Origin of the sequence: Microbacterium sp. NPDC087868, assembly GCF_044900755.1 — a bacterium.
Taxonomy (GTDB): Bacteria; Actinomycetota; Actinomycetes; order Actinomycetales; family Microbacteriaceae; genus Microbacterium; species Microbacterium galbinum.
Genome location: NZ_JBJDNO010000002.1, coordinates 676,293 through 699,625 on the forward strand (window position 1 = coordinate 676,293; position 23,333 = coordinate 699,625).

Genomic DNA, 23,333 nt, shown 5'->3' on the forward strand with positions numbered 1-23,333 from the left:
CGGTTCAGGCGAGCCCGAGGCGGTGCGCGAGCACCACGGCCTGCACGCGATCCCGGGCTCCGAGCTTCTGCAGGATGCGCGAGACGTGGGTCTTCACGGTCGCCTCGCCGATGAAGAGGGCGGCGGCGATCTCGGCGTTGCTGCGGGCATCGGCGAGGAGGGTCAGCACCTCGGCCTCCCGCTCGGTGAACGGCTCGGCCAGCGCGACGGGCGCGGGGGCGGTGCGCGGGGGCGACGGCTCGGCCATCGCGACCGGCGCCGTGGCGGGCGCCGATCCGGCGAATCGGGCGAGCACGCGACGGGTCACCTCGGGTGCCAGCATCCCGTCGCCCACGGCCAGCGCGCGCACGGCGGCGATGAGGTCTTCGGGGCCGGCGTTCTTGAGCAGGAACCCGCTCGCTCCGGCATCCAGCGCCTGGTAGAGGTAGTCGTCGCGGTCGAAGGTGGTCACGATCGCGATGGCCGCGGTGATGTCGGGGTCGGCGACGATGCGGCGGGTCGCCTCGATGCCGTCCATGTCGGGCATCTGCACGTCCATCGTGATGACGTCGGGGTGAAGCGCGGCGGCCTGGGCGACGGCATCCGCTCCGGTCGCGGCCTCGCCCACGATCTCGATGTCGGGCTGGGTGCCGAGGATCGTGCGGAATCCCGCGCGCAGCATCGCGTGGTCGTCGACGAGGAGCACGCGGATCGGCGAGTCGGTCATTCGGGGATCCTCACGGCCTTCGTGGTCGGGCGAGATGCGACGGCGGGTGCGACCTTCAGCGGCACCCGCGCCCGCACGCGGAGTCCGCCGAGGGGGCGCGGCGTCACCTCGATCGTGCCGCCCGAGGCGATCGCGCGCTCGCGCATGCCCAACTGCCCGAGGCCCGGTCGCAACTGGCCGACCATGCGGCCGGTGTTGACGACCTCGACCTCGACGCCCGCGTCGTCGTAGCGCACGCGCACGTCGGCGGTGGCGCCGACTCCGGCGTGACGACGGGCGTTGGTGAGCGACTCCTGGGTGATGCGGTAGAGGTTCACCGCGACGAGGGAGGGCACGTCGACCGGTTCGCCGATCACGGTGTAATCCGTCGGCAGCCCCGCCTCGGTCGACGCTTCGACCAGTTCGCGGATGTCGTCGAGTCCGACCGTCGAGGCGGGGTCGGAGCTCTCGCCGCCCGGGGCGCGCAGGGTCTCGAGCAGCTGGCGCAGCTCACCGATCGCATCGCGCGCCGATCCCTCCACTCCGGCGAGGAGCTCCTTCGCGCGTTCGGCATCCTGGTCGATCACGAGCCGCGCAGCCCCCGCCTGCACGCCCATGACCGACACGTGATGGGCGACGACGTCATGCAGTTCGCGGGCGATGCGCACGCGGTCGAGCGCGACGGCCTGCGCGGCCGTCACCTCGCGCTCGCGCTCGAGTTCGGCGGTGCGCTGCTCGAGAACCGAACGTTCGGATGCCGAGATCCACGAGCGCTCGCCGAAGTAATAGGCCCCGCCGAAGTAGAGGAGGTTGAGCAGGATCTGCAGCATCATGAAGGCGACGTAGGGCGACATCGCGCCTGCGATGACCTCGGCTTCGTCGGCCTGGCTGATCGCGTCGCGGTACATCGTGATCAGCAGCCACGCGAACATGCCGACGATGATGCCGATGCGCACGAGCATCGCCGCACGGCGATTGTTCATCCAGGCGCCCGCCGTGTAGATGCCGATGAACATCGCGATGTTGCCGACGTAGATCTCCGGCACCCGGATGGTGACGGCCGCGAAGTACGCGGCCGAGACGACGATCGCGACCGCGGCCGGGTAGCGTCGCCGGAACGCCAGCGGAGCGGTGATGATCACGGCGTAGACGAGGGCGGTCCACAGCTCGGCCTGCTCGTCGCCGTAGATCTGCGAGATCGACGAGAGCGCGGCGCTGAGGATCGCGCCCACGAACAGCACGGCGGCGAGCAGCAGATCGCTGCGCCGCTCGCGCGCGGTGGGGGTGCGCTGGAACTCGGCGGGCATCCCTCCACCGTAGGGCGCGACGCAGGGCGGCGGCATCCCCCGTGCGGCGGATGCCGGTCATGCGGGTCGCCTGGCGAGAAAACGGAGACGAAGAGCGGATGCTGCGGCGCGTCGCGGCCCGACACGCTCACAGTGCACCACTCCCGTCTGGGTTTTCTCGCGGCTGATGCCGCTTTAGATGGGTTGCTGAGCCTGTCGAAGCACCCCGCGCGAGAGGCTCATCGCCGGATCACGAACACCCGTTGACACCGGTTCCTCGGCGGACGAGTATCGGGCGAGCGGGTGATCTCGCCGCGAGACGAATCCCCGCCCTGATTCGACCGTCGACGAAGGAGTCCGCACATGACCGGTCAGGGCCGCATTCTCATCGATCTCTTCATGACCCTCGACGGCGTCGCTCAGGGGCCCGGTGGGGTCGACGAAGACACCTCCGGCGGTTTCCGGTTCAGCGGGTGGCAGGCGGGGCATCCGAGTTCGGGAGTCGGTCCCGAGATCGAGAAGGGGATGCGCGGGTTGGACGCGCTGCTGCTCGGGCGGCGCACGTACGACATCTTCGCCTCGTACTGGCCGCACCACACGGATGGCGACGAGGGAGAGATCGGGCGGCTCTTCAACCGGGTGCCGAAGTACGTCGCGACCCGCGATGCCGAGCTCGCGCTCGATTGGGAAGGCAGCAGTCGGGTCGGCGCCGATCTCGGGACCGAGATCGGTCGGCTGCGGACCGATCACCGCGAGGTGCACGTGATCGGCAGCCTCGATCTCGTGCACTCCCTGCTCGAGAAGGGTCTCTTCGACGAGCTGAACCTCTGGGTCTATCCGATCCTGCTCGGCGCGGGCAAGAAGGTCTTCGACGACGGCGCGCTGCCGTCTGTGCTGGAGTTGATCGAGCCCCCGATCTCCGATGACGGCGGGGTCATCCTGCTCCGATACGGGCGAACGGGCCGCAAGCCCGCCGTCGACACCTTCTAGCTCGACAGCACCCGCTCCACCACCCGCGCAACCCCGTCATCATCGTTCGAGGCACCGATCTCGTCGGCGGCATCCTGCACGACGGCATCCGCGCCGGCCATCGCGACGCCGTGCCCGGCCCAGCGCAGCATCTCGACGTCGTTGAGCGCATCGCCGAAAGCCATCACGTCGGCGCGGTCGACGCCGAGGTGGGCGCAGAGACGGGCGAGACCGGTGGCCTTGGTGACCCCCTCGGCCATCACCTCGACGAACGGTGCACCCGACAGCGTCGCCTCGAACCCGGTGAGGCCCAGCGAGGTCAGCGCGTCGAACAGGACCGACGGCGCGAGCTCCGGATGCCGGATCACGAGCTTGAGACTCGGGGCGTCGAGCACCTGGTCGAGCGGCACCCCGCCCATGGTCTTCGGGTCGCGCTTGTGGTCGGAGAGATCGGCGATCGCCGCGTACCCCTCCTGGGCGACGAAGGTCTCGCCGCCCTCGCGCACACTCGCGAACAGCAGCCCGGGCACGCTCGCGCGCAGCGCCTCGGCCAGCGTGCGGATGGTCTCGGCCGGGAGCTCTTCGGCGAACAGCATCCGCCCGTCGGTCAGGTGCGTGGCGTAGGCGCCGTTGCTGCAGAGCGCCCACTCGCGGAAGTCGGCGTCGCCGGCGATCGCACGCAGGCCGATCGGCTGGCGCGCCGTGACCGGAACGACGTGGATGCCGCGGGCCCGCGCCGCGTCGAGAGCCGCCCGCGTGCGGGGCGTGACCGACGAGGTCGGGTCGAGCAGGGTGCCGTCGAGATCGGTGGCGATCAGCCGGAGCGTCATGGGTGGAGCGTCACGAGAAGATCATCGGCAGGTCGTCGTCGTCGTCCGCGCCCCCGAGGTCGATGTCGGCGACGACCGGCACGTGGTCGCTGGGCTGCTCGCCCTTGCGCTCGTCCCGATGGATCGAGGCACCCGTGACCGCGTCGGCGAGCGTGCGGGAGCCGAGGATGAAGTCGATGCGGATGCCCTCGTTGCGAGGAAACTTGAGGCGCTGGTAGTCCCAGTAGGTGTAGCCCTCGGGGAGGATCGGGCGCACGACGTCGGTGAGCCCGGCATCCGCCATCGCGAAGAACGCGGCGCGCTCGGCGGGCGAGACGTGGGTGGAGACGCCCTCGACGATGTCGGGGTCTCCGTTGTCGGTGTCGAACGGGATGATGTTGAAGTCGCCGACCAGCGCGAGCGGCAGGGCGGGGTTCGCCGCGAGCTCGGCCGCGGTCGAGTTCTTCAGCGCCTCGAGCCAGTGCAGCTTGTAGGCGTAGTGCGGGTCGTCGAGCGAGCGGCCGTTGGGCACGTAGAGACTCCACACCCGTACGCCGTCGACCATCACGCCCAGCGCGCGCGCCTCGAGCGGGGCATCCGGACCCTCGTGACCCTTCGCGAAGCCGGGCATGCCGTCGAACCCGGTGCGCACGTCGCTCATCGGCAGGCGGCTCGCGATCGCGACGCCGTTCCACTGGTTGAGGCCGTGCACCTCGACCTGGTAGCCGGCCTCTTCGAACGGCCCGTAGGGGAACTGCTCGGGTTTGCACTTGATCTCCTGCATCGCGAGCACGTCGATGTCTTCGCGAACGGCGAATTCGACGGTGCGGGCGACACGGGTACGGATGGAGTTGACGTTCCAGGTGGCCAAGCGCATGCGTCCAGCCTAGTTGCGGCCTCGGACACGCGATCTGCGGCCCGCGACACGCAGATGACGCCCCGACGACATCTGACAGCGCAGTCAGAGCGCGACTCTCCTACACTGGATGCCGTGACCGCACTCGACGCAGACCGCCAGAACCTCCTCGCCCTCATCACGGACGAGGCGGTGTTCCACGGCGACTTCACCCTCTCCAGTGGCAAGAAGGCGACCTACTACGTCGACATGCGCAAGCTCACGCTCGATCATCGCGCCGCCCCCGCCATCGGCCGCATCATGCTCGACCTGATCGCCGACCTCGACGTGGTCGCCGTCGGCGGGCTCACGCTCGGCGCCGACCCGATCGCGAACTCGGTGCTGCACGCCTCCGTCGCGGCCGAGCGTCCTGTCGACGCGTTCGTCGTGCGTAAGGAGCCCAAGGACCACGGCCGCGGTCGTCAGATCGAGGGAGCGGATGTCGCGGGCAAGCGCGTCGTCGTGCTCGAAGACACCTCGACCACCGGCCAGTCGGCACTCAAGGCGGTCGAAGCGCTCCGCAAGGAGGGTGCCGAGGTCGTCGCCGTCGCCGTGATCGTCGACCGCAAGACCGGAGCCCAGGCCGCCATCGAGGCCGAGGGTCTCGAATGGCGCGCCGCCTTCGACCTCGACGACCTCGGACTCGACCCCCAGTGACCCGCTACGCCCTCGCCGTCGACGTCGGCGGCACGAAGATGGAGGCCGCCCTCGTCTCCGAGGGCGGCACGCTCGTCGACGGCTCCCGCAGCCGCCAGGCGACCGGACGCGAGGCGACGCCGGAATCGTTCGACGCCGCGGTGGCCGCGATCGTGCAGCACGCCCTCGCCGCTCTCCCCGCCGATGCCGAGCTCGTCGGCGCGGGTGCGGGAAGCGCCGGCCCCGTCGACCGCCCGAGCGGCACGATCGTGCCCGTGAACATGCCCTCGGCGCGCGGCTACGGTCTCGCCGCCGCGGTTCGGCGCGAAGCATCCGCCGTGCTCGGTCGCGATGTGCCGACCGTGCTCGGTCACGACGGCGGCGCGCTCGCGCTCGCCGAATCGTGGCGCGGTGCGACGCAGGATGCCCGGGCCTCGCTCTCGATCGTCGTCTCGACCGGTGTCGGCGGAGGCTTCGTCGTGAACGGCGCGTACATCCCGGGAGCCTCGGGTAACGCAGGGCACCTCGGGCAGATCCGCCGGGAGGGCGGGCTGACGCTCGAGGAGATCGCGTCGGGACCCGCGAGCGTCACCTGGGCGCAGCAGCAGGGATGGGTCGGTTCGACCGGCGAGGATCTCGCGCGCGACTCGGCCGCCGGAGACGCGATCGCGCGTGCCGCGATCGAGCGCTCGGCGAAGGCCGTCGGTGAGGCACTGGCGGATGCCGCGACGCTCGTCGACCTCGACATGGTCGCGATCGGCGGCGGCTTCTCGCGCGTCTCCGACGATTACATCGAGCTGGTGCAGGAGGCGCTCACCGCGAGCGCCGTGCACGAGTACTCCCGTCGCGCGCGCGTCGTGCGCTCGGGGCTGGGCGACGAAGGGCCGCTGATCGGCGCCGCGGCGCTCGTGCTGCGCTAGCTTCCGAGCCGGTCAGCGATCGGGGCGTTCGCACGCGCGCCCACCCGAGACACCACATTCGTCGCGAGACACCACGTGCGCCGTGATGTCTCGCGACGACTGCGGTGTCTCGACGCGCGAGCGGCATCCGTACGCACTCCTAACAAATTCCGCGTACCCTCGTAGCAAGACGACGAAAGGGGCACGCATGCGCGTACTCGGACTGCTCTCGGGTACCTCCCACGACGGGATCGACGTGGTGGTGGTCGACTTCGCCGAGCACGACGGCGCCCTGCGTGGCACCGTGCTCCACGAGGACAGCGTGCCGTACGCTGCCGACCTCCGCGCCCGCCTCGTCGCCGCCCTCCCTCCGGCGCAGACGACGCTCGCCGAGGTGTGCGAGCTCGACACCCTCATCGGCCAGGCCTTCGCCGACGTCGCCGCCTCGGCTGCGGCATCCGTCGGGGGAGTGGATGCCGTCTGCACCCATGGCCAGACCGTCTACCACTGGGTCGAGGGCGATCACGCCCGTGGCACCCTGCAGATCGGCCAGCCGGCCTGGATCGCCGAGGCCGTCGGTGCGCCGGTCGTGTCGGACGTGCGCATCCGCGACATCACCGCGGGCGGGCACGGTGCTCCGCTCGTGTCGTTCCTCGACGAGTTGCTGCTGCGCGGCCGGGGTGAGGTCGCCGCGGCCCTCAACCTCGGCGGCATCGCGAACATGACGGTCGTCGCCGACGGCCGTGTCTCGGCCTACGACATCGGCCCCGCCAACGCGCTCGTCGACGCCGTCGTGGTCGATCGCGGGCTCAACGACAAGGGCTACGACGAGGATGCCGCGATCGCCCGCGCCGGCACGATCGACGAGGCGCTGCTCGCCGACCTCCTCGCCGAGCCGTACTACGCGCTGTCGGCGCCGAAGAGCACCGGCAAGGAGCACTTCCACCTCGACTACGTGCGGGCGCACGTCGCCGAGCGCGAGATCAGCGATGCCGACCTCGTGCGCACGCTCACCGAACTCACCGTGCGCACCGTCGCGCAGGACGTCGCGGCCGCCGGCATCCGCTTCCTCGCCGTGTCGGGCGGCGGATGCCACAACCCGGTGATCCTCGACGGCCTGCGCTCCGCCCTGCCCGGCGTCGACGTGGTGCTCGCCGACGAGCTGGGAGCCTCGGTCGACAGCAAGGAGGCCATCCTCTTCGCGCTGATCGGCTGGTGCACGATGCACGGCGTCGCCGCGATCGTGCCGGGTGGCACGGGGGCCCGGGCGCCGCGCATCCTCGGCACGATCACTCCGGGCGAGGGGCCGCTGCGGATGCCGGAGCCGGTCGACGCGGTGACGAGTCTGACGCTGACGACGGAGGGCTAGCGGGCGAGCGCCGGCTAGCGCCGCTGGTCTTCGTCCCAGGGTCCTTCCCACCAGTTGCCGCCGCGCTCGTCGGAGTCGCCCCCGCCGCGTCGCCGCGATCGCACGAACTGCACGATGATCAGGGTGAGCGAGCTGAGCCCGATCACGATCAGCACCAGGAAGAGCATGTCGCTCTGGTTCACGGTCGCTTCCCCTCCGCGGCATCCGCCACGATCTTGGCGATGCGTGCGTCGCGCGTCTCGGCGCGCTTGGCCATCGCGATGTGCGTGAGCCCGAACTTCTTCACCGACTTCGGGAACGCGTCCCAGTTCGCGCGTGCGGCGGGTACGGCGTCGAGCGCGGCGGTCAGTTCGGGTGGCTCGACACCGGCCTCGGGGCCGTCGAGCAGGGTCCACGAGCCGTTGGCCTTGGCGGTCTCGAGCACGCGGATGCCGGCGGGGGCGAGCAGTCCCGCGGCCTCGAGTTCGATGAGGCGGGCCTTGTTGGTCGCGGCCCAGCCGCTGCCGGGGCGGCGCGGCGAGAACCACTGCGCGTTCACGCCGTCGAAGGTGCGCACCGGTCCGTCGATCCAGCCGAAGCAGAGCGCGTGCCGCACGGCGTCTTCGTAGCCGAGGCCGTCGCCGGAACCGCCGCGCACGCTCAGCAGCCAGACGCCGGCGGCCCGTTCGTGGTTGTCCTCGAGCCAGGAGCGCCAGGCCGCAGAATCCGCCGCGGTGAGGCGCTCGCCGTCGTCGAGAACACCCATGTCAGTCCTCGTCGAGCGTCGGGATCGACGAGGTGACCGTGGGCAGCAGGTCGGCGACCGAGTCGACGATCTCGTCGGGACGGAACGGGTACTTCTCGATCTCGGCCTGGTCGCTGATGCCGGTGAGCACGAGCACCGTGTGCAGGCCCGCCTCGATGCCGGCGACGATGTCGGTGTCCATGCGGTCGCCGATCATGCCGGTCTTCTTCGAGTGCGCGCCGATCTTGTTGAGCGCCGAGCGGAACATCATCGGGTTCGGCTTGCCGACCACGTAGGGCTCCTTGCCGGTGGCCTTGGTGATCAGCGCCGCGATCGCCCCGGTCGCGGGAAGCACGCCGTCGGCGCTAGGGCCGGTCGCGTCGGGGTTGGTGACGATGAAGCGCGAGCCGTTGATGATGTGGCGGATCGCCTTGGTGATCGCCTCGAAGGAGTAGTTGCGGGTCTCGCCGACGACGACGAAGTCGGGGTTCGTCTCGGTCATGATGAACCCGGCCTCGTGCAGGGCGGTGAGGATGCCGGCCTCGCCGATCACGAACGCCGAACCGCCGGGCAGCTGCTGGGCGAGGAAGTCGGCCGTCGCGAGCGCCGAGGTCCAGATGCGCTCCTCGGGAACCACCAGGCCGCTCGCGCGCAGACGGGCAGAGAGGTCGCGCGCGGTGAAGATCGAGTTGTTCGTGAGCACGAGGTAGGGGATCTCGTTCTGCTCCCACCCGGCGAGCATCTCGGACGCGCCGGGGATGGCCGTGTTCTCGTGCACGAGAACACCGTCCATGTCGGTCAGCCAGCATTCGATGTCGTCGCGGTGTTGTCCCATGTGCTCAGCCTAGAGCCAGCGGGTTGCGCGCGCCTGAGCGTGTTGCGCCGGGGTCTCGAGCGCTCAGGGGGTCGGAGTGGGGGATGGCTTACGGGCGAACTGGGGGTCGCCGGGGGTGATGCCGAAGAACAGGGGGTCGGTGGGGGATTCGGTGTCGATCGGGAGGTAGCCCTCACTGAGATACACCCCACCGAAGAGGAGGTTGGATAGCTCGTAGGCGTCGCCGGGGCGGCAGGTGGTGGTGGCGGAGACGACGGCGGTGCCGTTGGAGCCGAATTCGATGAGGAGTTGTTCGAGTCCTTGTTGGTCGCGTGCTTCGATCTGGATGAGGGACTTCGCTCCGTCGCCCAGCGTGCGGCGTCCGGGTGTCATGCCGATGTCGAGGAGGTGCTGCTCGATCGCGTCGGCGTTGCTGTCGCGGTCGGCGACATCGAGGCGCAGGAGGCGGCCGAGGCTGAACTGGTAGCCGGTGTCGTTGTCGCAGCGACTGGGCTGCATGCCGTACTTGCCGAGCTGCCCCACGATCCACGGGCCCGACGAGAGCACGGACTGGACGCCGTTGACGAGCGTTCGGTACTCGATGTACGTCTTCTCCGCATCCGCGATCAGGTCATCACCGGCCGGTGCGAGGGCGGGAGAAGTGCACGAGGTCAAGAGGAGGATGCCGGTGAGGGCCTGGATTCCTGCCATGGGCAGGGGCCCGCCGCGAGTCCGTCGACCGGCGTTCACGGCGTTGGTGCGGGGGAGGGCTCACGGACGAACTGAGGGTCGCCGGGGGTGATGCCGAAGAACAGGGGGTCGGTGGGGGATTCGGTGTCGATCGGGAGGTAACCCTCGCCGAGCCGTTCGCCGTGGAAGATCAGGCGGCTGAGTTCGTCGCGGTCGCCCGGCCAGCAGGTGGTTTCTGCGGCGATCCGGAGCTGGCCGTCTCTGCGGATTTCGACGAGGAGAAGCGAGAAGTCTCCTTGGTCGCGTACGGTCACTTGGATCAGTTGGCCCTCTTGGTCATCTCCGCCGAGGACGCTGCGTCGCGGGGACATGTCGTGGTCGGTGAAGAAGGATTCGACCGTGTCTGCATATTCCTCGCGCTGCGTGCCGTCGAGGGCGATGCTGCGGTTGAGGTCGAATCGATACTGATGCGCGTCACATTCGACCGGCTGCATGCCGTAGACGCCGATCTGTCCGATCGTCCATCCATCGGTCGAAAGTGTCGACTGGAGATCGTTCACGAATCCGCGATAGCGAAGATAGTTCGCCTCGGCGTCGTCGAACAGTGCTTGCCCGCTCGGGGCGGGTTCGCTCACCGTGCATCCGGTCAGCAGCAGAGTGCTCGTGAGAGCGAGGGCACTCGCCGTAGGAACGACGCGGTTGCGATGTATCTTACGCACGGGTCAGGGAGCAGGTGTCGGCGACGGGGTTTCGCGGACGAATTGGGGTTCGCCGGGGGTGATGCCGAAGAACAGGGGGTCGGTCGGGGACTCGGTATCGATCGGCAGATATCCCTGGCCGAGGTTTTCACCGCCGAAGAGCATGTCCCCCAGCTCAAACGAATCGCCCGGGCGGCAGCGGGTGTCGGCGCTTATTCCGATGTTGCCATTCTTGCGGAACTCGACGAGTAGTAGCGCGAAGTCACCCTTGTCGCGGACAACGACTTGGATCAGTTGGCCGTCGTGGTCGTCTGCCCCCAGCGTTCCACGGGCGGGGGAGAATCCCTGCTCGGCGAGAAACTGTTCCGCGAGGTCTGCGTAGTACTCACGCTTGTCCCCGTCCGAGATCACGTTTCGGTGCAAGCTGAAGTAGTAGCCGTTTCCGTCGTCGCAACGCAGCGGCTGCATGCCGTACGAGCCCAGTTGGCCGATCTCCCACGGGCCGTCGTGAAGAGCGAGCTGAAGCTCGTTCACCAAGCCTCGATAGTCGAAGTAAGTCTGCTCGGCCTCCGCGTACAACGCATCGCCAGTCGCTCCGGGTCCGGAAGACTGGCACGAAGTCATGAGGAGGATGCCGGTGAGGACCTGAATTCCTGCCATTGTCAGGGCACCGCCGCGAGTTCGTCGAGCGGCGTTCACGGTGTTGGCGTGGGAGTGGGGTCGCGGACGAACTGCGGGTCGCCGGGGGTGATGCCGAAGAACAGGGGGTCTGTGGGGGATTCGGTGTCGATCGGGAGGTAGTCACCGAGGAAGTAGACGTCGCCGAAGAGGAGATCGCCGAGTTCCCCTGCGTCGCCGGGGCGGCAGGTGGTGGTGGCGGAGACGACGGCGGTGCCGTTGGAACCGAATTCGATGAGGAGTTGTTCGAGCCCTTGTTCGTCGCGTGCTTCGATCTGGATGAGGGACTTCGCTCCCTCGCCCAGCGTGCGGCGTCCGGGTGTCATACCGATATCGAGGAGGTGCTGCTCGATGGCGTCGGCGTTGCTGTTCCTGTCGGCGACGTCGAGGCGCAGGAGGCGTCCGAGGCTGAACTGATAGCCGGTGTCGTTGTCGCAATGACTGGGTTGCATGCCGTACTCGCCGAGCTGGCCAACGATCCACGGGCCCGACGAGAGGACGGATTGGACGCCGTTGACGAGGGTGCGGTACTCGATGTACGTCCTCTCCGCATCCGCGAACAGATCATCACCGGTCGGGGCGGGTTCGGAAGATTGGCACGAAGTCATGAGGATGAGTCCCGTCAGTGTGAGGGCGATGCCGGTGAGAAGCCGTGGTCGACGTTGGGGCCGAGGAGTGGTCGAAATCACCAGAGCCACCAGTCGTCGCTGCCATAACCTCCGGGCGTCGTGAGCGGGTCACCAGTGTTGATGATCTCGATGATGTTCGCGAACGACTCTGACCCGTCCTGGAGGTATCCACCCGGGTGGCCAGTCGTTCCGATCGACCAGTCCCCCTCGTCATGGGTGCCATGACCCGGAGTTTGAAGCAGTGGGGAGCCATCGTGATGATCAGGCGTCGGCTGCGAACCATCGAGGTTCGGCCCGTAGCCGCCGTTCGAATCGAACGAGACAGCGTTGTCGATGCTGCCTGGATCGATGGCGTGGGTCCCCCATCTGGTCACATTGATGCCGTCGGGGGCCCAACGTCCTTTGCGCGCCCAATTGTCTTCGGGGGAGGTCGAAGCGTATATCCGAGTCCCGGAGTAATCGACGCGCGCGTGCGGGTCGTCTCCCAACGCCCGATCGGCCAGCCCGGCAGATCCCACGGCGATCAGGTTGTCGACTCCAAGGTTGTCGTCGGCACTCCCGACGGCAAGGAAGGCGGTCGTGCTGCCATATGAGTGCCCGATCACGGTGGTGACGGCATCCCGCGGTGCTTCGTATTCAAGTCCACGTAAGAAGGTGGTGAACGACTCGGCTCCCGTGACGGCCTGATCCATGCTTCCCACCGTTCCATAGTTAGGCGTGTCGTACCCGAACCACACGATCGTTGCTCCGCGCCCACCGTCTCGGGCGACACCTTTGTTCACGTTGCTCGCGGTTTCTCCCCAGTCACCCACGTGACTCAGTTCAGTGAGCATCCCGCCGAGCAGGACCGTCACATTCGTCACCCCGTCCATCGGGTCCACTGTTTGAGCAGGATCGTACTCGAACCCATCGACGTAGAGCATTGCCGCAGTTGCTTGGTTCTTATCGAAGAGGTTCAGGGAGACCGGGAGCCCGCCTTTCCGCAACTCCGCGAGTAGTTTGGCGATCTCCCCATCCCGAGGCTCGCCCCACGACGTCTTACTCGCCTCTTCGAGCACGGCGACGTTGGCGGCGATCCGGTACTCGTACGGAATCCCCTCCAGGTTCCCGATGAACTCCGGGTAGGACGCTGCGATCCGAGCACGCTCCGCCTCGGTCATCGCGTCCCAGATGGCAGCGACCTCTTCCGGGCTGTCGGCATCCGCCAAGGCCGCCAGCGGAGGGGCGTCCGCGGTACTGACGTACCCGCTGTCGACGCGGGCGAGCGAGGCGACGGCGCGCGCGTACGCGTCGTCCCAGGCCTCGAATTCCTTCTCCCACGCCGTCCAGGCATCCGCGAGGTCTTCGGCAGCGCGATCGCGCGTACCTTGGGCCGTCGTGACGGCTTCGCGAAAGCGGTCATCACGGGAGAGCAAGGTGGAGGGTGAGGTCTCGGTCTCCTCGCCCGCGCTCCACGAACGATAGTCGTCGCTTCGCGCCCAGGTACTCAACTCGGTCTCCGCGAGAACGACCTCGGTATGCGCGGTGTCGAGCGAGGTCTGCGCCGCCGTGACATCGGCCATCAGCTGATTCGCTTTCCCGCCGTGAGCTTCGACGGCCATGCCGTACCGAAGCACGATGCCCGACAGGCGCTCGATGCGGTCGCTCGGACTCTTGAGGGCCGCGGACACATCGCCGGCGCTGCTCCGTACACGGTCGATGGCGGCGCCCGATCCTTCGAGGTGGTCGGTGAGGTTGTTCAGCACGAGCTGCATCTGCTCGACCGATTCCTTCGCGGTGGTCAGGCGCTCATGGAGGGTATTCATCTGTCCGACGTCGTAGGCGATCGTCTCGAACGGGTAGCCGCGGGGCGAGGTGGTCACAGCGGGAGGTCCTCCCAGCCGGCTCCGAGTCGGATATCGAGTTCCTCGGTCTGGGTCTCGATATCCCGGATGCGGCCCATCACCACCTGTACGTCGTGTTCGCCGAGTTCGACGTGTGCCCGCGTCTCGCCGAGCGCGCCTTCGAGCATCTCGCGCAGTGAGGTGCGCCCGACCGGTGCCTGCACGCCGGTGTCGGTGCTGTGCGCGGAGTCCATGGCATCCGCCACATCTCGCGCTGCCACCTCGAGTGCCAAGCGCTGCGTGTACAGCACGGAGTAGGTGACGCTGACGTCTTCTGCCACGGAATCCCCCCAGATCCTCAAACCGATTCACGATATCGAGTTCGGAGACCTCTTCCGTTCGGCGAACGAAAGCATGTGGAAACTACGTATGCGCCCTACGCCCCGAGCCAGACCACCTCGGCCGCACCCTCGGGCAGCTCCACTTCGGCGCCGTCGATCTCGACGCCGGATGCCGTCACCCGCACGGTCGACGACACGTCGAGGCCGAGTGATTCGAGGGCGCGCAGCAGCTCAGGGTCGCGGTCGTCGACGCGCAGCACCGTGCCGGTGTGACCGGTCGGAGCATCCGCCAGCAGCACGAACGGCACGCGCTCGACGTGGCCGTCGGCATCCGGGATCGCATCGCCGTGCGGGTCGAAACGCGGGCGCCCGAGGCGGGCGTCGATGCCCTCGAGCAGGCGGTCGCTGATGGTGTGCTCCAGCACCTCGGCCTCGTCGTGCACCTCGTGCCAGCCGTAGCCGAACTCCTGCACGAGCCACGTCTCGATCAGCCGGTGGCGGCGCACCATCGCGAGTGCGCGGCGGGTTCCGGCATCCGTCAGGCGCACCGCGCCGTAGGGCACGTGCGAGACGAGGCCGGCCGCGGCCAGCTTCTTCACCATCTCGGTGACCGACGAGGGGGCGATGCCGAGCTTGCCGGCGAGCACCGACGGGGTGATCGGGGCGTCCTGCCACTCGGTGTGCGCGTACACCGTCTTCAGGTAGTCGTCTGCTGCCGGGGATGCCACCGCACCAGTTTAGGTGAGGCCACCCCTGCGGCCCGGGCCGGGGTCAGTTCGTGACCTCGGAGCCGCGCACCACCGTGCCGATGCGCGGCTCCATACGCTCAGACCGTAGTGCGTCGTCGGCGGGCGAGGAGAACGAAACCACCCGCGAGGAGCAACGCCACTGCGGCGGCGATGAGAGGAGCGGAGTCTGAGCCGGTCTGTGCAAGCGTGGTCCTGTTCGCATGGCCAACGACCGGGGAACCGGCTGTGGGGGTCGGCGTCGGTGCCGGTGCCGGAGTTGCTGGCGGGGTGGGGGGAACCGCCGTCACGGGAATGATGGCGACGATGGAATCCGCGTTGGATGTGACTGTGTATGTCGCCGTGCCATCGCCGTGATCGACGATGCTGGGTCCTGTGAACCTCGGGATGCCGGAGGTCGCGCCGTCGATGGCGGGTGAGTTCACGGTGAGGGTGACGACGGTTCCTTCCGGGTACTCCTGCGTGTAGAAGAACGAACCGAAGGCGGGGTACATGGTGAAAGTATGATTTTCGGGTTCGCCGTCGAAGGTGGTGCTCGCGGTCACGGTGTACGCGGTGCCGGCGGCGAGATCGGCCCCGCTGCCTGTGGCGTCCAGCTCGAATCCGTAGCGTCCCATCAGGATCGCGGGAATGTCGACGCTGATCGCGGTGGTGCTGCCGCTGGCGGTGAACGAGGCGCTGCCGTCGTCGTTGCTCGTGACGCCGGGACCAGCGAAGACGGGAGTGCCGAAGTTCAGGCCCACGGTCGTGGGGAGATACTCGCGGAGTGTGACGGCGGCGCCCTCGGGTACCCCGTCGATGCCTCCGGTCGCGCCGTCTCTGATCACGACGCTGCCGTCGAAGGTCTGGAAGTCGAAGACATACGTGTAGGAGAGGACGAAGTCGACTGTCGCGGCGCGTTCCTTTCCTCGCCCGGTGACGTTGGTCGTCACCGTGAACGATTCGCCCGCACGTTCTGCCTGGTCGTTCGTCGTGACGGCACTCGGTACAGAAGTGCGGTCGGCTGGCGGAAGTGTGTCGTTCGCGGGGTCATGGACGCCGCCTGGGACGAGAGCGCTGATCGATCCGTCACCGGTGCCGAACTGGATCGATTCGGCGGTCGATGCTTCGAGGAACCGGGCGGTGAACGAGAGTGTCCCGGTGGCGCCGCCCCAGGCAGTGGTGAGTTGGCCGACGACGCACGTGAGTTCGGAGTTGGTGACGGTGCATCTGCTGATCGCCTGGCCGTCGGCATCGTGCAGGTCGAACATCGCGTCATCGGCGGCGAGGGCGTCAGGGAGCTCGAGGGTGAAAGCGTCACCAGGTGACGCCTCGGCAGGGAGGACCCAGTTCGCGCTGATCTGATAGTCGGCCCCGGTGAGGTACGGAGCGTCGCTCATGATCTCGATGTCGGTGACTCCCGCGATATCCGTGGCGTTCGCCGGTGCTGTGGTCGTGGCGGATGCGAGCACCGTGACAGCGATGCTGATGATGGCCCCGACACCGGTGGCGTGCGATCGCTCTCGGCGTTCTGCGGCGTGACTCATGTGGATCTCTTTCTGGCTCATGCGCAGCGAACGGAACCGATTCCATCGGTTGGCGCGACGAAGCGACGTGGTGAGGCGAGCTGATCTGCCGCGGTATCGCAGCATTGAATGCTCACTCCATTGACGTCTTGATCCCCCGAATCAGGCGGAGGCGATGTCAGCGGTCTCGTCAGCACGCGCCCTTCGGCGCGGGGGTCAGTTCGCGACGGCGACCAGGATGCCGAACGCGGCCTGACCGGCGAAGAAGATCACGAGGAATCCGAGGATCGCCCCGGCCAGCGACAAGCGCCCGTCGTAGTCGGGCACCTCGGCGATGCCGATCTTGCGGGCGCGGAACGCCAGCACCAGCGTCGCGATGCCGAGAGCGAGCTGCACCCACGGGCTGGCCAGGCCGATGACGGTCGGGAAGGCGACCAGCACGCCCCCGAGCAGTCCGGTCGCGAGTCCGATCCAACTGAGGAGACGGACGTTGCGGCGGGCGGTGTCGGCAGACATGACATCGAGCCTATCCGCGCCCCGGGCGCCTGCGGTTCAGGCCCCCGTGAGCACCAGCCAGAGCAGGGCGGCGTTCAGCGCGATCAGCAGCACCGAGGCGACGACCCCGGCGACGGTGGTCCAGGCGCGGTTCGCCCACACTCCCAGCGTGCGCTTCTGCGCCGTGAGCGCCACCAGGGGGATGAGCGCGAACGGGATGCCGAATGACAGCACCACCTGGCTGAGCACCAGCGCGAGTGTCGGATCGACGTTGAGTCCCAGGATCACGAGAGCGGGGATCAGCGTGATCAGTCGGCGCGCGAGCAGCGGGATGCGTACGTGCAGCAGACCGTGCATGATCTCCGCTCCGGCGTAGGCGCCGACGGATGTCGAGGCGAGACCGGAGGCGAGCAGGCCGACGGCGAAGAACGTGGCGACGACCGGACCGAGACCCGCGGCCAGGGCGGCATGCGCACCTTCGAGAGAGTCGGTGCCCGGCACGCCCGCGAGGTTCGCCGCGGCCAGCAGCAGGATGCCGAGGTTCACCGAGCCCGCGATGATCATCGCGATCGTGACGTCCCAGCGGGTGGCGGTGAGCAGGCGGCGGATGCGCGAGGGCTCGGTGCGCGCGGCCTCGGTCGCGGCATCCGCGGGTGCCAGACGGGGATTGGCGCCGAACCGGTCGCGACTCAGGGCGGAGTGCGCGTAGATGGCGTGCGGCATGATCGTGGCGCCCAGGATGGATGCCGCGAGCAGCACCGATCCGGTTCCCTCGAAGCGGGGGACGAGGCCGCCGACGACACCCGCCGGGTCCGGCGGTGCGACGAAGACACCCGCGACGAAGCCGATCGTGATGATCGCCATGAGCGCGATGATCACGAACTCGAAGGGACGTGCGCCCCGGCGGTTCTGCACCGTGAGCAGGATCATCGAGACCGCGCCGGTGATGAACCCGCCGAGCAGCAGCGGCACGTTGAAGAGGAGGTTGAGGGCGACCGCGCCGCCGATGATCTCGGCGAGGTCGGTCGCCATCGCGACGAGCTCGGCCTGCAACCAGTAGGAGCGCCGGGCCCAGCGGTTGCGCAGGCGGGACCCGAGCACCTCGGGCAGGCTCTGGCCGGTCACGACGCCGAGCTTGGCCGACAGGTACTGGATCAACCAGGCCATCACGTTTCCCGCGACCACGACCCAGACGAGCAGGTAGCCGTACTGGGCGCCCGCGGTCATGTTGCTGGCAACGTTGCCCGGGTCGAGATAGGCGACACCGGCGACGAGCGCGGGGCCGAGCAACCAGAGGCTGCGCGGAGGCGCGGTGCGGGTGGCCGGGGCGTCGATCAGCGAGGAATTTTTAGGCACACCGAAACCCTAGCGGATATTTAGGCGCACCGAAATCTGTTTCGGGTCCGACGACGGATAGCCTGACGGGATGGAAGAGCAGACGCCGGAGCGCACCACCCACGGCGTCGGGCCCTGGCCCGGAGGGGCTTCTGAGTGGCCGACCGGTGAGGAGTACGACCCCGAGCTCCTCGAGCACGGCGACACCCGCAACGTCATCGACCGCTACCGGTACTGGCGGATGGAGGCGATCGTCGCCGAACTCGACACGCATCGGCATCCGTTCCACGTCGCCGTCGAGAACTGGCAGCACGACATGAACATCGGATCGATCGTGCGCAGCGCCAACGCGTTCCTCGCCGACACCGTGCACATCATCGGACGCCGCCGGTGGAACAAGCGCGGCGCCATGGTCACCGACCGCTATCAGCACGTCGTGCACCACGAAGACATCGAGACGTTCGCGGCGTGGGCGGCAGCGGAGGGGATGCCGATCGTCGCCGTCGACAACGTCGAGGGTTCGGTGCCGGTCGACAAGGCCGAATTGCCCGAACGGTGCGTGCTGCTCTTCGGTCAGGAAGGTCCGGGGTTGTCGGCGGAGGCGCTCGCCGCGGCATCCGCCCACATCGAGATCACCCAGTACGGGTCGACGCGCTCGATCAACGCGAGCGCCGCGGCGGCCGTGATCATGTACGAGTGGTGCCGCCGGTACGCGGACTGATCACCCCAGTCGAGCGCTGACCCGGATCTCGTCGCCGACCCTCACGCGCAGTCATGGCGGAATCAGTCGCGATCGATGCCGAGGACGTGCCGGTACAGGGCACTGACGTCGCGGTCGAGTGCGTCGATGCGGCTGTGGACGCTCCGGATCTCGGTCTTCATCACGTGGATGAACAGCGTCGACACGATCGTGATCATGCCGAACATGGCCGCGGCGAAGACGCCGATCAGCACCCAGACCTGCGGTTCGTTCATGCTCAGCATTCCTCCATTGTCGATCGCGGAGCTTCGGACTGCCAGGCCGGGTCGGGGTGAGATTTCGCGCGGAACGCGAGCTGTGGACAACGCGTCGAACGACTCAGATGTGCAGGACTAGACGCCGGCCGTCATCCATCGGCCCGAGCGCACGCGCCAGCCGAGCGTGGCGAGTCGTGCGAGCAGATAGACGCCGAAGAAGGCGACGGACAGCCAGATGAGTCCTGCGGATCCATCGACGCCGAGTACCGAGATGATCCACAGTGTCGGCAGGAACGGTACGAGGGTGAGCCCGCCCGCGAGCGCGAGATAGCGGGCGTCGTTCGCGCCCATGAGCACCCCGTCGAGCACGAACACGACGCCGGCGATCGGCTGCGCGACCGCGAGCACGAGCAGCGCGGGCTGCACGAGGGCGGCGATCTCGGCATCGCCCGTGAAGACGATCCCCAGCACGCCCGAGAGCGCGGCGATCGCACCGCCCACGACCACCCCGAACCAGGCACCCCACGCCACCGTCCTCCCGAGCACGCGTTGCACCTGCCGCTCGTCACCGGCGCCGAGCTCCTTGCCGATCAGAGCCTGTGCGGCGATGGCGAGCGCGTCGAGTGCGAAGGCGGCGGCCGAGAAGATCGTGAAGACGATCTGCCAACCGGCCAGCTCGTCGGTGCCGACCGCGGTCGCGACGGCGACCGTGGCGAGCAGTGCGACACGCAGGCTCACGGTGCGCAGGAACAGCCATCCGCCCGACTTCGCGGTGCTCGTGAGACCGTCGCGCTGCGCCCGCAGCGAGGCGTCGTGCTTCGCGGCGAGCCGCCGCACGACCAGTACGTAAGCGCCGACCATGCCCCACTGGGCCGTGACCGTGCCCGCGGCGGAGCCGGCGATGCCCCACCCGAGTCCGTAGATGAAGAGCACGTTGAGCAGCGCGTTCGCGCCGAAGCCGAGACCCGCGATCCAGAGCGGGGTCATCGTGTTCTGCAGGCCGCGCAGCAGGCCCGTGGCCGCGAACACGATGAGCATGGCCGGCAGGCCCCACATCGAGATCACGAGGTAGTCGTTGGCCTGCGCGGAGACCGCCTCGCTCGCGCCGAAGAGCGACACCAGCCAGGGGGAGGACACGGCGCCGACCACCGCGAGCACCGCACCGAGTCCGAGCGCGAGCCACATGCCGTTGATGCCGACGCTGACGGCCTCTCCCGGCTGTCCGGCCCCGAAACGGCGGGCGACGGCGGGCGTCGTGGAGTAGGCGAGGAACACCATCAGGCCGACGATCGTCTGCAGCACGGCGCCGGCGATGCCGAGGCCGGCGAGGGGCGTCGTGCCGAGGTGGCCGATGAGAGCGGCGTCGACGATGAGGAACGCCGGCTCGGCGATCAGCGCACCGAGCGCGGGGACGGCGAGTCGCAGGATCTCTCGGTTGAGGGAGCGGCGCGCGGTCATCCTCCGAGCCTATTGGCCGCTGCCGACATGGTGACGCCCGGTCGGGGGCGATCCGCGCGAGTGACGGAGGAGAACTCACGGAACGGAGGATCATTATCGCCGAAGCATCCTACGTTGCAGGAGATCTCCTCCCGAACGTGCGGTCGCGACGATCCCGCGACCCGGGCGGATGCCGGTCGTAGGCTGGGAGAGATCGGATGCAGCAGATCGGAGCGTCATGACGGATCCCCGTGAGGAGGCCGCACGCTATCGGGCGCGGCAGCAGGCGCGTCGCCACGGTCAGGAGATCGACGACGAGGAGGGCGCGGCGCCGGGCATCGCCGCGGCCGTCGATCGCGCCGCCTTCATCGAGACGGCGATCCAGGTCGCCATCCGACGCGGCGACTTCGACGATCTGCCGGGCGCCGGCAAGCCGCTCGAGGGGCTCGGCGACCATCACGATCCCGATTGGTGGATCCGCCGGAAGATCGAGACCGAGAACCTCACCGGTCTCGGACCGCCCGCGCTGCTGCTGCGCACGGAGGATCGGGGCTTGGATGCCGAGCTCGATCTGCTCGGGCGCGAAGCCGACGTGCGCTCCGTGCTCGAGGACTTCAACCGTCGCGTGCGCGAGGCGCGTCGGCAGCTCCAGGGCGGACCGCCCGTCGTCACCGAGCCACGCGACGTGGAGGTCGAGGTCGAGGCGTGGGCGCAACGCCGTGCCGAGCGGGCGGCGGCTGCGGCGGCGAATGCCTCCGAGACCCCGAGGCGACGCCGATTCGGACTGCGCAGACGCTGACGCGGTGTGACGGAATCGCACCTGCCCTGGACACGATGTCGGGGGTGCGTCCTAGGGTGGAGCGTATGACTGATGCGCTTCCTTCGGGCCTTGCCCTCGACGAGTTCAGCTCCGACATCCGCCCGCAGGACGACCTCTATCGCCACGTCAACGGCGCATGGCTCGACCGCACCGAGATCCCCGGCGACAAGGCTCGCTGGGGGTCGTTCCACCTGCTCGCCGAGCAGGCGGAGAAAGACGTTCGAGCCATCATCGAGGAGTCGCAGGATGCCGAGCCCGGCACCCTCGCGCGCAAGATCGGCGACCTCTTCGCGAGCTTCATGGACACCGAGCGCATCGCCGCCGCCGGCACGGCGCCCCTCGCCGAGACCCTGGCCGAGATCGACGCGATCGACGATGTCGCCTCCTTCCTGCGCACCGTCGGCGCCTACGACCGCGACGGCCGCGCCGCCGTGATCGGGCTCTACGTCGACGGCGATCCCGGCAACCCCGAGCGCTACGTGCCGGTGCTGGTGCAGGCCGGGCTGTCGCTCCCCGACGAGAGCTACTTCCGTCTCGACACCTTCGCCGAGACGCGTGCGGCGTATCGCGCGCACCTCGAGCGCCTGCTGGCGCTGGCGGGAATCACGGATGCCGCGGCGAACGCCGATCGTGCGATCGCGCTCGAGACCGAGCTCGCCGGCCACCACTGGGACAACGTGCGCAGCCGCGACGCGGTCGCCACCTACAACCTCAAGACCTGGAGTGAGCTGCAGGAGCTCGCCGGGGTCGACCTGACGCCGTGGCGCGAGGCGGTCACTCCGTCGAACCCGAGTGCCTTCGATGAGGTCGTCGTGTCGCAGCCGAGCTTCTTCGAGGGCCTCGGCACGCTGCTCGTCGCCGAGCGCCTCGACGACTGGAAGGCGTGGCTGCGCGCCAAGGTCGTGCACGCCGCCGCGGCGTACCTCACCGACGACCTGGTCGAGGAGAACTTCTCCTTCTACGGCACCCAGCTCACCGGCGTGCCCACCCTCCGCGAGCGGTGGAAGCGCGGCGTCTCGCTCACGGAAGGGGCCCTCGGCGAGGCGATCGGCAAGGTCTACGTCGAGCGGCACTACCCGGCGACGGCCAAGGCCGCGATGGACGAGCTGGTCGCGAACCTCATCGAGGCCTACCGGCAGAGCATCACCGAGCTCGAGTGGATGACGGCCGAGACGCGCGAGCGTGCGCTCGCGAAGCTCGACTCCTTCACCCCGAAGATCGGGCACCCCGAGGTGTGGCGCGACTACTCGACCCTCGAGATCGACCGCGACGACCTCTTCGGCAACGTGCGCCGGGCCTCGACTTTCGAGCACGATCGCAACATCGATAAGGTCGGCAAGCCCATCGACCGCACCGAGTGGCACATGCCCCCGCAGATGGTCAACGCCTACTACAACCCGTCGATGAACGAGATCGTGTTCCCGGCCGCGATCCTGCAGTACCCGTTCTTCGACGCGTCCCGCGACGCGGCCGCCAACTACGGCGGCATCGGCGCCGTGATCGGACACGAGATCGGCCACGGCTTCGACGACCAGGGCAGCCGTTACGACGGCGACGGTCGCCTCGAGGACTGGTGGACGGATGCCGACCGCTCGGCGTTCGAAGAGCGCACGAAGGCCCTCATCGCGCAGTACGACGCGCTGGTGCCCGAGGGGCTCGACGCCGAGCACCACGTCAACGGCGCCCTCACGATCGGTGAGAACATCGGCGACCTCGGCGGTCTCGGCATCGCGCTCAAGGCGTACGAGCTCTCGCTGAACGGGGCCGAGGCACCCGTGATCGACGGGCTCACGGGTGTGCAGCGCCTGCTGCTCTCGTGGGCGCAGGTGTGGCAGCAGAAGAGCCGCGATGCCGAGACGCTGCGCCTGCTCACGATCGACCCGCACTCGCCCAACGAGTTCCGTTGCAACCAGATCGTGCGCAACATCGACGCCTTCTACGAGGCGTTCGACGTGACCTCCGGCGACGCTCTGTGGCTCGCAGAAGACGCACGCGTGACGATCTGGTGACCAATCACCGGAGTCTGTGAGGCCGTCCCACGCGGCGGGGTTACGATAGCCCTGCCGCGGGGGACGAGCCCCTCGGTATCCCGC

At 68.5% G+C, this 23,333-nt stretch carries 26 protein-coding genes; 7 read left to right on the forward strand and 19 right to left on the reverse strand.

The window, feature by feature from the left end; translation table 11 throughout:
• Positions 1-4: 4 nt before the first annotated feature.
• Together ACI2JZ_RS08650 and ACI2JZ_RS08655 are read right to left on the reverse strand one after the other, a co-directional pair.
• Complete coding sequence (locus ACI2JZ_RS08650) at positions 5-706, reverse strand: response regulator transcription factor (RefSeq protein WP_247633692.1); 702 nt, start codon at positions 704-706, stop codon at positions 5-7.
• Entirely contained in the window at positions 703-1,992 is a 1,290-nt protein-coding gene (locus ACI2JZ_RS08655; protein WP_404597222.1) for a sensor histidine kinase, read from the reverse strand. Before ACI2JZ_RS08655 ends, ACI2JZ_RS08650 begins: the two co-directional genes overlap by 4 nt.
• Positions 1,993-2,334: 342 nt before the next feature.
• Here ACI2JZ_RS08655 and ACI2JZ_RS08660 point away from each other — a divergent pair, with 342 nt between their 5' ends.
• The gene (locus tag ACI2JZ_RS08660) at positions 2,335-2,961 is read left to right on the forward strand and encodes a dihydrofolate reductase family protein (RefSeq protein WP_336641618.1); all 627 of its coding nucleotides are present in this window, start codon (positions 2,335-2,337) and stop codon (positions 2,959-2,961) included.
• On the opposite strand, the gene ACI2JZ_RS08665 is transcribed toward ACI2JZ_RS08660, so the two are convergent.
• Positions 2,958-3,770, reverse strand: coding sequence for a Cof-type HAD-IIB family hydrolase (locus tag ACI2JZ_RS08665; RefSeq protein WP_404597223.1), 813 nt, complete (start codon positions 3,768-3,770; stop codon positions 2,958-2,960). The genes ACI2JZ_RS08660 and ACI2JZ_RS08665 overlap by 4 nt on opposite strands.
• 10 nt (positions 3,771-3,780) lie before the next feature.
• The gene (locus tag ACI2JZ_RS08670) at positions 3,781-4,626 is read right to left on the reverse strand and encodes an exodeoxyribonuclease III (RefSeq protein ID WP_247633704.1); all 846 of its coding nucleotides are present in this window, start codon (positions 4,624-4,626) and stop codon (positions 3,781-3,783) included.
• A gap of 114 nt (positions 4,627-4,740) precedes the next feature.
• Here ACI2JZ_RS08670 and pyrE point away from each other — a divergent pair, with 114 nt between their 5' ends.
• From pyrE to ACI2JZ_RS08685, 3 genes are all read left to right on the forward strand, one after another.
• Positions 4,741-5,301, forward strand: a complete 561-nt coding sequence (gene pyrE / locus ACI2JZ_RS08675; protein WP_247624376.1) for an orotate phosphoribosyltransferase — start codon at positions 4,741-4,743, stop codon at positions 5,299-5,301.
• A complete protein-coding gene (locus ACI2JZ_RS08680; protein WP_404597224.1) occupies positions 5,298-6,200 on the forward strand; it encodes an ROK family protein in 903 nt (300 codons plus the stop codon). The genes pyrE and ACI2JZ_RS08680 overlap by 4 nt, the downstream gene beginning before the upstream one ends.
• Positions 6,201-6,387: 187 nt before the next feature.
• The gene (locus ACI2JZ_RS08685; RefSeq protein WP_404597225.1) at positions 6,388-7,548 is read left to right on the forward strand and encodes an anhydro-N-acetylmuramic acid kinase; all 1,161 of its coding nucleotides are present in this window, start codon (positions 6,388-6,390) and stop codon (positions 7,546-7,548) included.
• Between the two features lie 14 nt (positions 7,549-7,562).
• Here ACI2JZ_RS08685 and ACI2JZ_RS08690 read toward each other — a convergent pair whose 3' ends face one another.
• The 13 genes from ACI2JZ_RS08690 to ACI2JZ_RS08750 form a co-directional block, all read right to left on the reverse strand.
• Positions 7,563-7,730 (reverse strand): hypothetical protein, encoded by a 168-nt coding sequence (locus tag ACI2JZ_RS08690; protein WP_404597226.1) that lies wholly within the window; start codon positions 7,728-7,730, stop codon positions 7,563-7,565.
• The gene (locus tag ACI2JZ_RS08695; RefSeq protein WP_404597227.1) at positions 7,727-8,293 is read right to left on the reverse strand and encodes a YdeI family protein; all 567 of its coding nucleotides are present in this window, start codon (positions 8,291-8,293) and stop codon (positions 7,727-7,729) included. The genes ACI2JZ_RS08690 and ACI2JZ_RS08695 overlap by 4 nt, the downstream gene beginning before the upstream one ends.
• Before the next feature lies 1 nt (position 8,294).
• Positions 8,295-9,107, reverse strand: a complete 813-nt coding sequence (locus ACI2JZ_RS08700; protein WP_247624381.1) for an HAD-IIA family hydrolase — start codon at positions 9,105-9,107, stop codon at positions 8,295-8,297.
• Between the two features lie 63 nt (positions 9,108-9,170).
• Positions 9,171-9,797: a hypothetical protein gene (locus tag ACI2JZ_RS08705; RefSeq protein WP_404597228.1), complete on the reverse strand. Its 627-nt coding sequence runs from the start codon at positions 9,795-9,797 to the stop codon at positions 9,171-9,173.
• A gap of 35 nt (positions 9,798-9,832) precedes the next feature.
• Positions 9,833-10,411: a hypothetical protein gene (locus ACI2JZ_RS08710; RefSeq protein ID WP_404597229.1), complete on the reverse strand. Its 579-nt coding sequence runs from the start codon at positions 10,409-10,411 to the stop codon at positions 9,833-9,835.
• Positions 10,412-10,498: 87 nt separating this feature from the next.
• Positions 10,499-11,008, reverse strand: a complete 510-nt coding sequence (locus ACI2JZ_RS08715) for a hypothetical protein (RefSeq protein ID WP_404597230.1) — start codon at positions 11,006-11,008, stop codon at positions 10,499-10,501.
• Positions 11,009-11,169: 161 nt separating this feature from the next.
• Positions 11,170-11,760, reverse strand: a complete 591-nt coding sequence (locus ACI2JZ_RS08720) for a hypothetical protein (RefSeq protein WP_404597231.1) — start codon at positions 11,758-11,760, stop codon at positions 11,170-11,172.
• A 77-nt stretch (positions 11,761-11,837) separates the two neighbouring features.
• Positions 11,838-13,643, reverse strand: coding sequence for an alpha/beta hydrolase (locus tag ACI2JZ_RS08725; protein ID WP_404597232.1), 1,806 nt, complete (start codon positions 13,641-13,643; stop codon positions 11,838-11,840).
• Positions 13,640-13,945: a hypothetical protein gene (locus tag ACI2JZ_RS08730; RefSeq protein ID WP_404597233.1), complete on the reverse strand. Its 306-nt coding sequence runs from the start codon at positions 13,943-13,945 to the stop codon at positions 13,640-13,642. The genes ACI2JZ_RS08725 and ACI2JZ_RS08730 overlap by 4 nt, the downstream gene beginning before the upstream one ends.
• A 95-nt stretch (positions 13,946-14,040) precedes the next feature.
• Positions 14,041-14,673, reverse strand: a complete 633-nt coding sequence (locus tag ACI2JZ_RS08735; protein WP_404597234.1) for a metal-dependent transcriptional regulator — start codon at positions 14,671-14,673, stop codon at positions 14,041-14,043.
• A gap of 98 nt (positions 14,674-14,771) precedes the next feature.
• Complete coding sequence (locus ACI2JZ_RS08740; protein WP_404597235.1) at positions 14,772-16,217, reverse strand: LPXTG cell wall anchor domain-containing protein; 1,446 nt, start codon at positions 16,215-16,217, stop codon at positions 14,772-14,774.
• 195 nt (positions 16,218-16,412) lie between these two features.
• Positions 16,413-16,712, reverse strand: coding sequence for a hypothetical protein (locus ACI2JZ_RS08745; RefSeq protein WP_247624386.1), 300 nt, complete (start codon positions 16,710-16,712; stop codon positions 16,413-16,415).
• A gap of 36 nt (positions 16,713-16,748) precedes the next feature.
• On the reverse strand, positions 16,749-18,047 hold the full coding sequence (locus tag ACI2JZ_RS08750; protein WP_247624387.1) for an Nramp family divalent metal transporter: 1,299 nt from the start codon (positions 18,045-18,047) through the stop codon (positions 16,749-16,751).
• 70 nt (positions 18,048-18,117) lie between these two features.
• Here ACI2JZ_RS08750 and ACI2JZ_RS08755 point away from each other — a divergent pair, with 70 nt between their 5' ends.
• Positions 18,118-18,747 carry a TrmH family RNA methyltransferase gene (locus tag ACI2JZ_RS08755; protein WP_404597236.1) on the forward strand — a complete coding sequence of 210 codons (630 nt, stop codon included), beginning with the start codon at positions 18,118-18,120 and terminating at the stop codon, positions 18,745-18,747.
• Positions 18,748-18,809: 62 nt separating this feature from the next.
• On the opposite strand, the gene ACI2JZ_RS08760 is transcribed toward ACI2JZ_RS08755, so the two are convergent.
• On the reverse strand, positions 18,810-19,001 hold the full coding sequence (locus ACI2JZ_RS08760) for a hypothetical protein (RefSeq protein ID WP_247633715.1): 192 nt from the start codon (positions 18,999-19,001) through the stop codon (positions 18,810-18,812).
• Between the two features lie 117 nt (positions 19,002-19,118).
• A complete protein-coding gene (locus tag ACI2JZ_RS08765) occupies positions 19,119-20,441 on the reverse strand; it encodes an MATE family efflux transporter (RefSeq protein WP_404597237.1) in 1,323 nt (440 codons plus the stop codon).
• Positions 20,442-20,658: 217 nt separating this feature from the next.
• Here ACI2JZ_RS08765 and ACI2JZ_RS08770 point away from each other — a divergent pair, with 217 nt between their 5' ends.
• Together ACI2JZ_RS08770 and ACI2JZ_RS08775 are read left to right on the forward strand one after the other, a co-directional pair.
• Positions 20,659-21,219: a DUF1992 domain-containing protein gene (locus ACI2JZ_RS08770; RefSeq protein ID WP_404597238.1), complete on the forward strand. Its 561-nt coding sequence runs from the start codon at positions 20,659-20,661 to the stop codon at positions 21,217-21,219.
• A gap of 65 nt (positions 21,220-21,284) precedes the next feature.
• The gene (locus tag ACI2JZ_RS08775; RefSeq protein ID WP_404597239.1) at positions 21,285-23,249 is read left to right on the forward strand and encodes a M13 family metallopeptidase; all 1,965 of its coding nucleotides are present in this window, start codon (positions 21,285-21,287) and stop codon (positions 23,247-23,249) included.
• Positions 23,250-23,333: the final 84 nt, after the last annotated feature.